We start from the raw sequence: 14,528 nt of genomic DNA on the forward strand, positions 1-14,528 counted from the left end.
GAGCTTCGGGGCGTGAATGGTGCGGTGCTGCATTGACAAAAATACACAAAAAGTTTTAAATTATTGCGTAAAAACAGCAAAAGAAAATTGTAAACGGCCAAAGATTTTGTTATCATTAAAATAACGCGAATTTGCGGCGAAATATGGGAAAAAGAAAAACTGGGGGTCCCTCGCCGCAGCATGAGGAAGGAATGGGAGAGAGGATGGAGTTCGTGCTGGGAACGGCGGCCTTTGCCGCCTTTTTTGCCTACGACATCGACAGCGTACGTCCGGTCCGGCCCTGGTTCCACCGGCTGTTTGCGGCGGGCTGTGCGCTGCTGGCAGCGGCCACCGTCTGGCTGGTATGGAGCCATCGGGCGCTGATGACGCTGAATGCCGCAAGTCTTTTACTGGCAGGGGGTGCGCTGGCCTTTGCGGCTCTGATGGTGTACACCCTGTTTTTTGCGCTGCCCTTCAGCGCAACCTATCTGGAAGAGAACGCGCCCCGCATGGCCTATACCGGCGGAATGTACGCGCTGTGCCGTCACCCCGGCGTACTCTGGTTCGCCGGGGCATATCTGTGCCTGGGAATCCTGCTGGGAACGCACCGGGCGGTGGCGTTCTGCCTGCTGGTGATCGGGCTGAACATCGCCTACATTCTGTTTCAGGATGCCTGGACCTTTCCCAAAACCTTTGTGAACTATGAGGAATATCGCCGCACCACGCCCTTTCTGCTGCCCACGCCGGGCAGCGCCGCGCGCTGCGTGCACACCTGGAAGGGGGGCGAGGGCTGATGAATCTGCAGGAGAAGCTGGACCGGCAGGAATATGCCGAAATCTGGAGCCAGTACTGCGGCTTTCTGGACCTGAGCATGGAGGAATACATGGCCATTCAGCGGCGGCTGATGACCGAACAGATTCAGCTGTGGAGCGGCTGCATGCTGGGCCAGTCCATTCTGAAGGGCAAAAAGCCCGCCACCATCGAGGAGTTCCGGCGCATGGTGCCGCTGACCAGCTACGAGGACTATGCCGACATTCTGCTGCGCAAGAACGCCAGTATGCTGCCGGACAATCCGGTCATCTGGATCCAGACCACCTGGGAGGGCGGGCGGCATCCCATCAAGCTGGCCCCCTACACCCGCAGCATGCTGGACACCTTCCGGGACAATGTGGTGGCCTGCCTGATTCTGAGCACCAGCCGCAAAAAGGGCAGCTTCAACGTGGACAAGACCGACAAGGTGCTCTACGGTCTGGCCCCGCTGCCCTACGCCACCGGTCTTTTCCCGCTGGCGCTGAACGAGGCCATCGACATCAAATTCCTGCCCGCCGTGAAGGACGCGGTGAACATGAGCTTCAGCGAGCGCAACAAGCTGGGCTTCAAGATGGCCATGCAGCAGGATGTGGAATACTTCTTCGGCCTGGGCAGCGTGGCCTACGCGGTGAGCCAGAGCCTTTCCCAGATGGGCGGGAAGGCGAAAATGAAGCCCGCCGACCTGCTCAAGTTCCGGCCGGATATGCTTTTGCGCATCGCCCGGGCAAAGAGCCGCTGCAAAAAGGAAAACCGGCCCCTGAAGCCGAAGGATCTGTTCCGCCTGAAGGGCTTCATGGTGGCGGGCACCGACAACCGCTGCTATAAGGACGATCTGGAGGAGCTGTGGGGCGTGCGGCCCATGGAGCTGTTCGCCGGCACCGAGCCCTCCATCATCGGCACCGAGACCTGGACCCGCAACGGCATGTATTTCTTCCCGGATACCTGCTTCTATGAATTTTTGCCCATTGCGGATACCATCCGCCTGATGGATGAGCCGGATTACAAGCCCCGCACCTACCTGATGGACGAGGTGGTGCCCGGCGAAGTGTACGAGATCGTGCTCACCGTGCTCAAGGGCGGCGCCTTTGCCCGCTACCGGGTGGGCGACACCTACCGCTGCGTGGGCCTTTCCAGCCGGGAGGACGGCACAAGCATTCCCCGGTTTGAATATGTGGACCGGGTGCCCGCCATCATCGACATCGCGGGCTTCACCCGCATTTCCGAGCAGGGCATCCAGAGCGTGCTGGATCTCTCCGGCCTGCCGGTGGTGGGCTGGGTGGCCCTGAAGGAATACACCGCCGAGAACCGGCCCTACTTCCATCTGTATGTGGAGGTGGAAAAGGCCGAGTTCCTGAACCGGGCGGTGAACACTCAGGTGCTGCGGGATCTGCTGACCACCTACTTCAAGTACACCGATCAGGACTACCGGGATCTGAAGAAGATTCTGGGGATGGATCCGCTGAAGGTGACCATTCTTCGCAGCGGCACCTTTGCCGGGTACTGCGCGGTTCACGGGCGGCCGCCCCGCCACATGAATCCGGATAATTACGCCATGGAGGCCCTGCTGCAAAACCAGCGTGAGGGCACCTGGCGGCCGGGCAGGAGGTGATTCCAATGGACATGTACGGTTATATCTCTGCCATCGCGCTGTTTATCTACGCGGGCATCTTTCTGGTGGTGCTGGCCAGCCGCAAAACACGGGAGCTGTGGTCCTTTCTGTGGCTGGTGGTGACCATGGTGTGCTGGGCCGGCGGTTCCATGCTCATGCGCTGGCAGGTGCTGCCCTCCTATCAGCTGTGGTACCATGTGTCCATTGCCGGGCTTCTGCTCATGGCCTGCGCCTACTACCGCTTCTTGAGCGACTTTGTGGAAACGCCCGCCGGTGTGTGGGAGAAGATCTATCTGCTGGTGATGGCTGCCATCATCGCCGTGAACGTGAAAACCGGCTTTTTCCTGGCCGCGCCCACGCTTTTGCAGCGGGGCGACGAGGTGGTGTTTGAGTACACCATCACCTGGCGGGTGTCGTTTCTGTTTGTGGCGGTGGGCTGGGTCATGGCCCACAGCCTGTATCATCTGTGGAGCGCCTACCGGGAACGGCCTGCCTACCGGGGCCAGTTCAAGCCGGTGACCCAGGGCATCGTGCTCATGTTTGCCGGCCACGCAGCCCTGATGCTGCCGGTGTTCGCGGGCTTCCCCATCGACATTCTGGCCGGTGTGGGCAACGCGCTGCTTCTGTTTTACGCGCTGGTGAAAAAGCGGCTGTTCAAGCTGCGGCTGCTGGCGTCGGAAAGCGTGTGCTACATGGTGGGCCTCACGCTCACCTTTATCCTGTTCTACAACCTGCGCCCCTACCTGATGAAGCATCTGGAAGGGCTGGTGCCCGCCGCCGAGGATTACGAGGTGATCCTGTTCGCGGTGTTCTTCGTGATCACCGCGGGCGTGTTCTCCTGGCTGTGGCGCAGGCTGGTGAACAATGTGTTCGTGCGGGAGGAGAACCGCCAGAGCGAGGCGCTGAAGGAATACAGCACCGCGGTGGCCCGCCTGTTGAACGTGCAGGACATTCTGGAAAAGACCGTGGAGGTAATCCGGGAAGGGGCCAGCGTGGGCGGTGTGTATGTGTGCACCCGCAACAGCGCCACCGGCGATTACGATGCCCGCTACAGCGATCAGCCTCTGAACGATCTTTCCTTCTCCATCCGGGCCGACAGCCCGCTGGTGCGGGTGCTGCAGCGCAGCCAGTGCATCGGCTGGAAGCAGTTTGAAAGTACGGTGGACTATAAGGCCATGTGGGACAGCGAGAAAAACCAGCTGCGCTACCTGCGGGTGGCGGGCGGTGTGGCGCTCACCGGCGAGGAGGGCGACATGCCCGGCCTGATTCTTGTGGCCGAGGGCCAGGGCAAGCACCGGGTCAGCGGGCAGGACATGCAGTGGATTCTGTCGGTGGCATCGGTGGCCTCCATGGCGCTGAAGAACGCAGCCCTTTACGAGCAGGCCTACCACGAAGCCCGGGTGGACGATCTGACCGGCCTTTTGAACCGCAAACACTTTTTGCAGGTGCTGGAGGAGCAGTTTGTCACCACACAGGAAAGCACTCTGGCGCTGATGATCGTGAATGTGGACGACTTCAAGCTGTACAACCAGCTTTACGGCCAGAAGGAAGGCGACCTTGCCCTGCGCCGCATTGCGGACATCATCCGCAGCAGCGTGGGCGATAACGGCTTTGTGGCCCGTTACAGCGGCAAGGAATTCGCGGTGCTGCTGCCCCGGTACGATGTGCTGGCCACCCGCACGCTGGCGGAATCCATCCGGGATCAGGTGTTCAACATGAACCGCTGCACCGTGGATCACAAGCTGAAGGTGCTGACTTTAAGCATCGGCATCAGCGCCGCCCCCTTCGACGCGGCCACCAGCCGGGAGCTGATGGACAACGCCGACATGGCGGTGTACCATGTGAAGCACAGCGGCAAAAACGGCATCGAGATTTTCCAGTCGGTGCTGCGCAAGACGGACGGCGGGGCCGAAAAGGTGGATCATGCCCACATCTATCAGGGCTACGAGCAGACGGTGCTGGCTTTGATGGCCGCCATCGACGCCAAGGATCACTACACCTTCAACCACTCCCACAATGTGGCCTACTACGCCACCTCGCTGGCAAAGGCCGCGGGCCTGAACGCGGACATGATCGAGATCGTGCGGCAGGCGGCCCTTCTGCACGACATCGGCAAGATCGGCATTCCGGAAACGGTGCTGAACAAGAACGGCAGGCTTACCGAAGAGGAGTATGAGCAGATGCAGGGCCATGTGGAGGCGGCGGTGGGCATCATCCGCTATCTGCCCGCGCTGGATTACATCATCCCGGCGGTGATCGGCCACCACGAGCGGTACGACGGCCGGGGCTATCCCCGGCGCATCGGCGGGGAGGATATCCCCCTGCTGGCCCGGATTCTGTGCATCGCCGATTCCTTCGACGCCATGACCAGCCGCCGCTGCTACAAGGAGGCGGTGAGCCTGGAGCGCGGCATCTGCATTTTGCAGGAGGAGGCCGGCCGCCAGTTTGATCCAAAACTCGTGCCCGTCTTTGTGGCCGAGCTGAAGCGGGGCGGCATCCATCTGGCAGGGCAGCGCCCCGGCGCGGATCAATGATCCCATTCATCCATGGCTTTTTCTCCGCATGCTGCGGCGGCGGAGAAAAAGCCATTGCTGTTTTTTTGCGAATGCGGCAATATTTTTTTCAAAACGGATAACAACCAGCAAGCGGCGGGCCCGCCTTATGGGGTACAATAAACAGGGAACGCCGAGCAAGGAGGAACAACCATGGACAACATGACCTTTGAGCAGGCCGAACAGCTGCTCACCACCGCCCAGAAGGACCGGATCGCCCGCTGCCTGTGGGAGGAGCTGAAGCTGCCCCAGGGGCTGAACGAGGTGGAAAAAGCCTTTGCCTTCGGCCTTTACACCTTTGTGCAGTACGAGGATCGGGGCGCGCTGCGCCAGTATTTTGCCCCGGAGGAAGGCCAGCCGGCTCCGGAGCATGCCGCCCATGTCCCGGAGGAACCGCCCGTTTTGCCGCAGCCCGAGGCCCCGCAGCAGCCTGCTCCCGCTGCCCCGCAGCCGGAACCGACCCCGGAAATTACCATGCCAAAAACCGAGACCCGCCCGGATGCGTGTGTGGAAAACATTGATTTGTTGGAAATCAAACATACGCAGCCGGAGCAAATCCGGTATACTCAGGCCGTACCCGAGAAAACCGACGCCCCCGCCCAGCCGCCCAAGGCGGCCCCGGAGCAGGGCGCGAAAAAAGGAGGACGGCCCATGTATCCCTATATCAAGAACATCCCCCACGAGCAGCCGCAGGATCTGGCGGCGCTGGTGAGCGTGCAGCCGGGGCAGATCGTCAGCCGCACCCTGGCCCAGAACCCGGCGGTGAGCCTGACCCTGTTCGCCTTCCATGAGGGCGAGGAGATCAGCACCCATTCCTCCGAGGGCGACGCCATGGTGCAGGTGCTGGAGGTCGAGGGCCTGTTCACGGTGGACGGTGTTGAGCATACCGTCGCGGCCGGTCAGGTGCTGGTGATGCCCGCGGGCAAGCCCCACGCGGTGTATGCGCCCCGCAGCTTCAAGATGCTGCTCACCGTGGTATTCCCCCGCAAGGAGTGAGGAACCCAAAAATTGTTTTACCGCGGCCCGGCGGAGGAAGGAGAGAGCCCCCACCCCGCCGCGATAACGCCCAGCCATGGGCGAACCGATATTTATTTACCATCCAAATACAGGAGGGCACAGGCCAATGAGACAGGAATGGAAGGATTTTACCCCCGGAGTCTGGCAGAATGAGATCAACGTGCGGGACTTCATCCAGAAGAACTACACCCCCTACGAGGGCGACGAGAGCTTCTTGCAGGGCCCCACGAAGGAGACCACTGAGCTGTGGGATCAGGTCATGGAGCTGACCGCCAAGGAGCGGGAGGCAGGCGGCGTGCTGGATATGGACACCCGCGTCATCTCCACCATCACCTCCCACGGCCCCGGTTATCTGGACAAGAGCAAGGAGAAGATTGTGGGCTTCCAGACCGATAAGCCCTTCAAGCGCTCCCTGCAGCCCAACGGCGGCATCCGCATGGCCATGAAGGCCTGCGAGGACAACGGCTACCATGTGGATCCGGAAGTGGTGGAAATCTACACCAAATACCGCAAGACCCACAACGAGGGCGTGTTCGACGCCTACACCCCGGAGATGCGCGCCTGCCGCTCCAGCCACATCATCACCGGCCTGCCCGATGCCTACGGCCGCGGCCGCATCATCGGCGACTACCGCCGCGTGGCCCTGTACGGCGTGGACCGGCTGATCGAGGACAAGCAGAGCCAGAAGGACTCCACCCGCGTGATCATGTATTCCGACGTAATCCGCGAGCGCGAGGAGCTGAGCGAGCAGATTAAGGCCCTGAAGGAGCTGAAGGAGCTGGGTAAGATCTACGGCTTCGACATCTCCCAGCCCGCCAAGAACACCCAGGAGGCCATCCAGTGGCTGTACTTCGGCTATCTGGCCGCGGTGAAGGAGCAGAACGGCGCCGCCATGAGCCTGGGCCGCACCAGCACCTTCCTGGACATCTACGCCCAGCGCGACCTGGCAAACGGCACCTTCACCGAGAGCCAGATTCAGGAGATGGTGGACCACTTCATCATGAAGCTGCGTCTGGTCAAGTTCGCCCGTACCCCCGAGTACAACGCCCTGTTCAGCGGCGACCCCACCTGGGTTACCGAGTCCATCGGCGGCGTGGGCATCGACGGCCGGCCTCTGGTCACCAAAATGAGCTTCCGCTACCTGCACACGCTGGAGAACCTGGGCACCGCTCCCGAACCCAACATGACCGTGCTCTGGTCCACCCGGCTGCCCATCAACTTCAAGCGTTACTGCGCCAGGATGAGCATCGCCACCAGCTCCATCCAGTATGAGAACGACGACCTGATGCGCGTCACCCACGGCGACGACTACGCCATTGCCTGCTGCGTGTCCAGCATGCGTGTGGGCAAGGAGATGCAGTTCTTCGGCGCCCGCGCCAACCTGGCCAAGTGCCTGCTGTACGCCATCAACGGCGGCGTGGACGAGATCAGCAAAAAGCAGGTTGGCCCCCGCTTCCGCCCCATCGAGGACGAGTACCTGAACTACGAGGACGTGATGCAGCGGTTTGACGACATGATGCAGTGGCTGGCCCGGGTGTATGTGAACGCCCTGAACATCATCCACTACATGCACGACAAGTACTGCTACGAGCGCATCCAGATGGCCCTGCACGACAAGGAGGTCACCCGCTGGTTCGCCACCGGCATCGCCGGCCTGTCCGTGGTGGCCGACTCCCTGAGCGCCATCAAGTACGCAAAGGTCAAGACCATCCGGGATGAGAACGGCATCGTGGTGGACTACGCGGTGGAGGGCGACTTCCCCAAGTACGGCAACGACGACGACCGCGTGGACCAGATCGCCCACGACATCGTGCACCGCTTCATGCAGCACATCAAGTCCAACCACACCTACCGCGGCGGCAAGCCCACCACCTCCATCCTGACCATCACCTCCAACGTGGTGTACGGCAAGAACACCGGTTCCACCCCGGACGGCCGTAAGGGCGGCGAGCCCTTCGCCCCCGGCGCCAACCCCATGCACCATCGCGACAGCCACGGCGCCGTGGCGTCCCTGAGCTCGGTGGCCAAGCTGCCCTTCAAGGATGCCCAGGACGGCATCTCCAACACCTTCTCCATCATCCCCGGCGCGCTGGGCAAGGAGGATCAGGTGTTCTTCGGCGAGATCGAGCTGGACATGCCCCACGACTGCGCCTGCTGCGAGCCCAACGTGGAGCTGTAATCAAAGGCACCACCGCACAATTCACGCCTGGCGGCTCATGCGGTGCCGCCTGTAAAAGACAAGCACAATCCCCGGCGGCGGGGTGCAGCCTGCGCCCCGCCCCGGTTTTTCCAAAACCCTCAGGGCAATACTGTTGCCCCAAGCAAAAAGGAGTGTATTCACTATGAAGATCAGTGATTCTCAGATCGACAACCTGGTTGGCCTGCTGGACGGCTACGCCGAGAAGGGCGGCCATCACCTGAATGTGAACGTGTTCACCAAGGAGACCCTGCTGGATGCGCAGGCTCATCCCGAAAAGTACCCCCAGCTGACCGTGCGCGTGTCCGGCTACGCGGTGAACTTCAACAAGCTTACCAAGGAGCAGCAGGACGAGGTCATCAGCCGTACCTTCCACGAAGGCATGTAAGATGGAAACGGAACAAACCGCGCCGCTCACCGGGCGCATCCATTCGGTGGAGAGCTTCGGCACCGTGGACGGGCCGGGCATCCGGTTCGTGGTGTTCTTTCAGGGCTGCCCCATGCGGTGCGCCTTCTGCCACAACCCGGATACCTGGGCCTTCACCGGCGGCCAGCAGATGACCGCCGACGAATTGCTGGACCAGTACGAGAAGAACAAGAGCTTTTATAAGGGCGGCGGCATCACCGCCACCGGCGGCGAACCGCTGGCCCAGCTGCCCTTTCTCACCGAGCTGTTCCAAAAGGCAAAGCAGCGGGGCATCCACACCTGCCTGGACACAAGCGGCATCTTTTACAATGACAAAAAGAAAGACCAGTTCGCGGCCCTTTTCGCGGTTACCGATCTGGTGCTGCTGGACTTCAAGCACAGCGACGAGGCAGGCCACAAAGCCCTGACCGGCCAGCCGCAGGCCCCGGTTCTGGCCTTTGCTGCCGCGCTGGAAAAAGCGGGCGTGCCCATGGTGGCGCGCCATGTGGTGGTGCCCGGCCGCACCGACGGCGAAGAGCACCTGCACCGGCTGGGCCGGATGCTGGGCGGCTACCGGAACCTGAAGGGGCTGGAGGTGCTGCCCTACCACACCATGGGCGTGAACAAGTACAAGGCCCTGGGCCTTGACTACCCCCTGGAAGGGGTGCCCGCGCTGGAAAAGGCGGCCGCGGCAAAAGCTCGGCAGATCCTGCTGGACGAGATCCGCGCCGTGCGCGCCGGGCGGCAAACGTCCTGATTTTTATGAAAAACAGAAAAACTCCCCCGCTTGCGGCATCTGCCGCAGGCGGGGGAGTTTTTGTTATGTAAGAGATTTCATGGGCATTGCAGCCGCAGGCCACGGCGCTGGGTGTAGTATTCCAGCGCGTCCCGCACGGTTTTTTCCGGCCAGCCGGTGGCTTCCGCCAGCTGCCAGGGCTCGGTGTAGCCGTCTGCCACCAGCTCCTGCAACTCCGAAAAGGGCAGGTAGTGCTCGTAGTGCCAGCGGTTGGCCCGGTCCTCGTGCTGAGCTACCAGCTCAAAGGGGCTGTGCACCGCGTGGGTGGCCCCGGTGGCGCAGTGGCCCACCTCATGGGCCAGCGCGGCGGTGAAGTCCGCCACGGTCTCGAACTGGTCAAAGTCCAGAAAAATGCCGTAGCGGCCGTCCATTTCCAGCGTGGCGGCGTCTGCAAAGCCGATGGAATAGGGAATCAGGGTCACGCCCAGCCGGCGCACGTCCTGATAAATGGTTGCCAATGATGCCATGCGGCCCTCCCGGCGGTCAGTTCCCGCTGCCATGCTGCTGGCCCAGCTTGAACAGACGCGCCATTTCCAGTAATTTCTGTTTGTTTTCCTCGGTCAGATCCTTGCTCTCGTTGTGCAAGGCATAGGTGAAGTCGTCAAAGGTGACGGTGGGCATGCCGTACAGGTAGTTCATGTCCACCCCGAACAGGGCCGCGATGGCCTCCATGGTGGCAGTGTCCGGCTCGCGCTCGCCCCGCTCATACATGCTGATGGCGCTGCGGCTGATGCCCAGCCGCTCGGCCAGCTGGGGCTGGGTGAGCCCCTTTTGCAGCCGAAGCTGCTTCAAAATGGATGCAAATTGACCCATGGGATCAGCTCCTTTCTGGTTTCTGAACCCATGATAACACGAAATGTGAATTTTGTAAAGGAAAATATCCACAAAAGGTGTTGACACAGTTCGTGAACCGATGTACAATGAAACCACCAAAAAAACCGGAAAAATTTTCCGGTTATTCCAGCTTGGTATATTTTTTTATTTAATATATACACAAAACGTGTCTTTGTTGGATAAAAAATAAGTATACCACAAAAAGTGCCCGATAACTCGGGCCGCAAAGGAGGGCGATGCGGTGGAAGGCTGGCAGGGCCTCGGGCCAAACCGGGGCCGGTTCGTGAACAGGGCCGAGGGCTTCGCCGTGGCCTGCCGGGGCTGCGGCATCCTGCAATGGGACCCGCGGGCGGCAGAGGCGACGGAGTTCAAATCGATGCTGGAGGAATGGTATTTTTCCGGCAACTGGATCTGGAAGGAGGATACGGATGAAGAGCAGATGGAGCTGGCGGGGCTGTGAGCGCTGCCAGTGGAAACGGGACGGCGAGGGCAACTGCCTGTTGCCGGTGTGCATGAAGTCTATTTACAGCGGGAGGAAACAGCGGAATGAGAAGCAGAGCGGAAACAATGGAATTTTTGCGCAGTTACCAGATTCAGCTGCACGAGGCGCGGCTGGTGAGCGAGCAGCTGCGGGAGCTGGAAGAGGTGATCACCCGGGTTACGCCTTATCTTGGGCAGGGGGTGCAGGTGGTGAGCGGGCCGAATCTGCATAAGCTGGAGCAGAGCGTGGAGCAGCTGGAAACGCTGCGGGGCCGGCTGGCGGAAAAACTGCAGGCGGCCAATGCGGCGCAGGCGCAGGTGATGGTGGCCATTGAGCTGCTGGAGGATGAAAAGCTCCGCCAGCTGATGCGGGCCCGCTATCTGCTGAACAAGACCTGGCCGGACATCAGCCGGATGCTGGATATGGACGAACGCTGGCTTCGCCGCCAGCACGAGCAGGCGCTGAAGTGCATCAGCCTTCAGAACACCGCCTCGGCGGCCTGAAACCGCGAAAAGCCCGGAAAAAAACCGAAATTGACCCTTGAAAAGCCCGGAAAAAATTGAAAATTGACCCTTAGAAAGCCCGGTTCAACCCGTGCTATCCTGTATCATGAGGAAAACAGGCGGAGGGGCCCGGAACAGAAACCGGGCTCCCCGCCTTTTTCCCACCCATTTTCAAACGGAAAGGAGTGTGAATGCCAATGGCCGCGCAACAGGAACAGGATCCCATCCAGCGTTTGCGGCAGGAGCTGATGGACATCGCCATGGGGGAAAAGGAGTATCCGGAATACGGCAAGAACGGCGAGGAGATGATGCAGCTGCCCGGCCTTGCCATGCGGATGAAGGCCATGGAGATGCTGGTAAAGCTGCCGGATCTCTCGGCGGCGGAGCCGGTGCATCGGGTGGTGCTGGTGGATGACATTTGACGAACGGCGGGCGCTGGGCGGGCTGATCGCCCCGGCCTTTCACGAGGCCCACAGAGCAATCCGGGAAGGGCAGGTGGGGGAGCTGGTGCTCACCGGCGGGCGGGGCAGCGCAAAAAGCAGCTGCGCGGCCATCGAGCTGCTGGTGCAGCTGATGCGCCACCCGGACTGCCATGCCGTGGCCCTGCGCCGGGTGGGCCGAACCCTGCGCGCCAGCGTGTGGAGCCAGCTGCTCTGGGCCATGGAACAGCTGGGGCTGGAGCAGGAATTTGAAGCCAGCGTGAGCCGGCTTGAGCTGGTGCACAAAACCACCGGCCAGTGCATCTGGTGCTTCGGGCTGGACGACGCGGCCAAGCTGAAAAGCATCAAGCCGCCCTTTGGCCACATTGGGGCGGTGTGGTTTGAGGAGCTGGATCAGTTTTCCGGCCCGGAGCAGGTGCGTAGCGCCGAACAGAGCCTGCTTCGAGGCGAGGGGCCGAGCCTTGTGATCAAAAGCTTCAACCCGCCCGCTCTGCCCGGCAACTGGGCCAACCGGTACGCCCGCAGGCCAAAGCCCGGCATGCTGGTGGTGCATTCCGACTACCGGCAGCTGCCGCCCCACTGGCTGGGCGAACGCTTTTTGCAGGAGGCCGAGCACCTGCGGCTCACCAACGAGCGGGCCTATCGCCACGAATATCTGGGTCAGGTGGTGGGCAGCGGAACCCTCGTGTTCGACAACCTGAAGCTGGAGCCCATTCCGGACGCCCAGATTGCCCGGCTGGAGCGGCGCTACCACGGGGTGGACTGGGGCTGTTTCCCGGACCCCTGGGCCTTCAACAGCTGCGGCTACGATGCCGCCCGGCGGGTGCTGTACATCTGGGATGAGGCCACCCGCCGCCGCACCTCCAACGCGGACACCGCCCGCATCCTGCTGGAAAAGGGGGTCTGTTCAGGCGACGGCGAAACCCTCATCGCGGACAGCGCCGAGGAAAAAAGCTGCCGGGATTACCGGGCGCTGGGCCTGCCCTGCCGGGGAGCGGAAAAAGGCCCCGGCAGCGTGAAGGCGGGCATGAAGTGGCTGCAAAGCCTTGCGGAAATCCGCATCGACCCCGCCCGCTGCCCGGACACCGCAAAGGAGTTCAGCGAGTACGAATACGACCGGGATCACGCCAGCGGTCAGGTGCTGGAGGGCTACCCGGATCGGGACAACCACCACATCGACGCGGTGCGCTACGCCACCAGCCGCATCTGGCGGCGGGCGGGCAGCTGAAACACACAGAAAGAAAGGAGAAGCACGATGCACAAATTCAAGGAATGGTTCCGGCGGCGGTTTCTGCCGGAATGGGCCCGGGATCAGCTGATGCGGGAGAACGCGGCCCTGCGGGCCAGGGAGGATCAGCTGACAAGGGAGATCGAGCGGCTGGAAGCCTACATTCAGGGCATGCAGGCCGGAGTGCGGGCCCGCAACCGGCTGGCCGGGGCCCGGGGCTGGGAGGTGGAGGAATGAGCCTGTTCGGGGCCGCCTTCGGGCGGCAGATCCACAGCTTTGCCCAGGCCTACCCCGGCGCGCGGGACTGCACCACTGCCGCCATGAACGCCGCCATTGAGGACTGGTTCCGCCTTTACTTTGACCGGGAGGTGACCGACACCGAGGATCCCTGCCAGCGGCTGCCCTACACGGTGGTGAGCAAGCTGAGCCGCAGCTGCTTTGCCGAGTACCGGGCCGCCGCCGAAGGGGGCGACGCCTTTGTGGGCGGGGTGCTGGCCGGGCTGGAAACGGTGCGCAAAAAGGCCATGCAGCTGGCGCTGATCGGGGGCGAGGCTTGGCTCAAGCCGGTGCCGGGCCCCGGGGGCTTTGCCTTCACGGTGATGCGGCGGGACATGGTCACGGTGCTGGGCCGGGCCCCGGACGGGGAGGTCACCGCACTGGGCAGCGCCGAGCTGACCATGGAAAACGGCAAATTCTACACCCTGCTGGAGCGGCGCAGTCTGGATGAAGCGGGCCGGCTGGTGATCGAAAACCGGCTGTTCTGCAGCTGGGACGGCCAGAGCCTGGGCAATCCGGTGGGGCTTTCCGCCCTGCCCCGGTATGCGGCGCTGGAGCCGAAGGCGGTGGTGGGCGACGTGGGGGGCCTTGGCCTTGTGAGCCTGCGCCTGCCGCTGGAAAACTGCGTGGACGGCAGCGCCGACCCGGTGAGCGTGTACGCGGCGGCGGCCGGGCTGATCCACAACATCAACCGCAACGAGCGCCAGCTGGACCGGGAGTTCGACCACGGCGAAAGCCGGGTGTTCGCCTCGGCGGATCTGCTGGACAAGCGGAAAAACGGCCGCCCGCTGCTGCCGCCCGGCCTGTTTGTGGGCATCGACGACGACATTGCCAACACCGGTGTGACCGTGTTCGCCCCCGCATTGCGGCAGGAGAGCTTTCTGGCCCGCAAGCGGGAATACCTGCGCAACGTGGAAAGCCTGATCGGCCTGAAGCGGGGCATTCTGGGCGAGGTGGAAGCCGCACAGCGCACCGCCACCGAGGTGACCAGCAGCCAGGGCGATTACAGCCTGACCATTCAGGAGCTGCAGCAGCTGTGGGAAAGTGCGGTGCGCCGGGCGCTGGTGCTCTGCGGCAGGCTGGGCAGACTCTACCGGGTGCCGGGCGCCTTCGTGCCGGATCCGGCGCGGGCGGTGCGCATCGACTGGGGCAACGGCGTACTGTTTGACCGGGATAAGGAATGGGCCGAGCTCATGCAGCTGGTGGAAGCCGGGCTGCTGAAGCCGGAGCTTGCCCTTGCCTGGAAATACGGCCTGCCCTGGGACACCGACGCCGACCTTGCCCGGGTGCGTCGGCAGCTGATGCCCGGCGAGACGGCCGCGAACAATTCATGAAAAAAGGCTTGCAGGTTTCGCAAAAGAACCGCGGGCCTTTTGTTTTGCCCAAAACCTGAAAAAAGA

The 14,528-nt window shown here is 62.2% G+C and carries 15 protein-coding genes; 13 read left to right on the forward strand and 2 right to left on the reverse strand.

What is annotated here, in order from left to right; translation table 11 throughout:
- Positions 1–191 precede the first annotated feature (191 nt).
- The 7 genes from ACESYO_RS01760 to pflA all read left to right on the forward strand — a co-directional run bounded on the left by ACESYO_RS01760 (position 192) and on the right by pflA (position 9,327).
- Positions 192–773 (forward strand): hypothetical protein, encoded by a 582-nt coding sequence (locus tag ACESYO_RS01760; RefSeq protein ID WP_132587278.1) that lies wholly within the window; start codon positions 192–194, stop codon positions 771–773.
- On the forward strand, positions 773–2,398 hold the full coding sequence (locus ACESYO_RS01765; protein ID WP_058964201.1) for a GH3 family domain-containing protein: 1,626 nt from the start codon (positions 773–775) through the stop codon (positions 2,396–2,398). Before ACESYO_RS01760 ends, ACESYO_RS01765 begins: the two co-directional genes overlap by 1 nt.
- Positions 2,399–2,403: 5 nt before the next feature.
- Positions 2,404–4,932 (forward strand): HD domain-containing phosphohydrolase, encoded by a 2,529-nt coding sequence (locus ACESYO_RS01770; protein ID WP_058964202.1) that lies wholly within the window; start codon positions 2,404–2,406, stop codon positions 4,930–4,932.
- A gap of 171 nt (positions 4,933–5,103) precedes the next feature.
- Positions 5,104–5,946: a cupin domain-containing protein gene (locus tag ACESYO_RS01775; protein ID WP_373209286.1), complete on the forward strand. Its 843-nt coding sequence runs from the start codon at positions 5,104–5,106 to the stop codon at positions 5,944–5,946.
- 127 nt (positions 5,947–6,073) lie between these two features.
- The gene (pflB, locus tag ACESYO_RS01780; RefSeq protein WP_058964203.1) at positions 6,074–8,146 is read left to right on the forward strand and encodes a formate C-acetyltransferase; all 2,073 of its coding nucleotides are present in this window, start codon (positions 6,074–6,076) and stop codon (positions 8,144–8,146) included.
- Between the two features lie 133 nt (positions 8,147–8,279).
- A complete protein-coding gene (gene grcA3, locus ACESYO_RS01785) occupies positions 8,280–8,552 on the forward strand; it encodes an autonomous glycyl radical cofactor GrcA3 (RefSeq protein ID WP_276869820.1) in 273 nt (90 codons plus the stop codon).
- 1 nt (position 8,553) lies between these two features.
- Positions 8,554–9,327 carry a pyruvate formate-lyase-activating protein gene (pflA, locus tag ACESYO_RS01790; protein WP_373209287.1) on the forward strand — a complete coding sequence of 258 codons (774 nt, stop codon included), beginning with the start codon at positions 8,554–8,556 and terminating at the stop codon, positions 9,325–9,327.
- A gap of 77 nt (positions 9,328–9,404) precedes the next feature.
- Here pflA and ACESYO_RS01795 read toward each other — a convergent pair whose 3' ends face one another.
- Complete coding sequence (locus tag ACESYO_RS01795; protein ID WP_077138551.1) at positions 9,405–9,833, reverse strand: hypothetical protein; 429 nt, start codon at positions 9,831–9,833, stop codon at positions 9,405–9,407.
- 16 nt (positions 9,834–9,849) lie between these two features.
- The gene (locus tag ACESYO_RS01800) at positions 9,850–10,179 is read right to left on the reverse strand and encodes a helix-turn-helix domain-containing protein (protein WP_058964207.1); all 330 of its coding nucleotides are present in this window, start codon (positions 10,177–10,179) and stop codon (positions 9,850–9,852) included.
- Positions 10,180–10,441: 262 nt separating this feature from the next.
- Here ACESYO_RS01800 and ACESYO_RS01805 point away from each other — a divergent pair, with 262 nt between their 5' ends.
- From ACESYO_RS01805 to ACESYO_RS01830, 6 genes are all read left to right on the forward strand, one after another.
- Positions 10,442–10,660, forward strand: a complete 219-nt coding sequence (locus ACESYO_RS01805) for a hypothetical protein (RefSeq protein ID WP_373209288.1) — start codon at positions 10,442–10,444, stop codon at positions 10,658–10,660.
- Between the two features lie 86 nt (positions 10,661–10,746).
- The gene (locus ACESYO_RS01810) at positions 10,747–11,184 is read left to right on the forward strand and encodes a hypothetical protein (protein ID WP_373209289.1); all 438 of its coding nucleotides are present in this window, start codon (positions 10,747–10,749) and stop codon (positions 11,182–11,184) included.
- A gap of 197 nt (positions 11,185–11,381) precedes the next feature.
- Positions 11,382–11,606 (forward strand): hypothetical protein, encoded by a 225-nt coding sequence (locus tag ACESYO_RS01815; protein WP_373209290.1) that lies wholly within the window; start codon positions 11,382–11,384, stop codon positions 11,604–11,606.
- A complete protein-coding gene (locus ACESYO_RS01820) occupies positions 11,596–12,852 on the forward strand; it encodes a PBSX family phage terminase large subunit (RefSeq protein ID WP_373209291.1) in 1,257 nt (418 codons plus the stop codon). Before ACESYO_RS01815 ends, ACESYO_RS01820 begins: the two co-directional genes overlap by 11 nt.
- Before the next feature lie 27 nt (positions 12,853–12,879).
- Positions 12,880–13,089, forward strand: a complete 210-nt coding sequence (locus ACESYO_RS01825) for a hypothetical protein (RefSeq protein ID WP_283128788.1) — start codon at positions 12,880–12,882, stop codon at positions 13,087–13,089.
- Entirely contained in the window at positions 13,086–14,462 is a 1,377-nt protein-coding gene (locus ACESYO_RS01830; RefSeq protein WP_373209292.1) for a hypothetical protein, read from the forward strand. Before ACESYO_RS01825 ends, ACESYO_RS01830 begins: the two co-directional genes overlap by 4 nt.
- Positions 14,463–14,528 lie beyond the last annotated feature (66 nt).

This window comes from Allofournierella massiliensis (genome assembly GCF_964241245.1).
In the GTDB taxonomy this organism is placed as follows: Bacteria; Bacillota; Clostridia; order Oscillospirales; family Ruminococcaceae; genus Allofournierella; species Allofournierella massiliensis.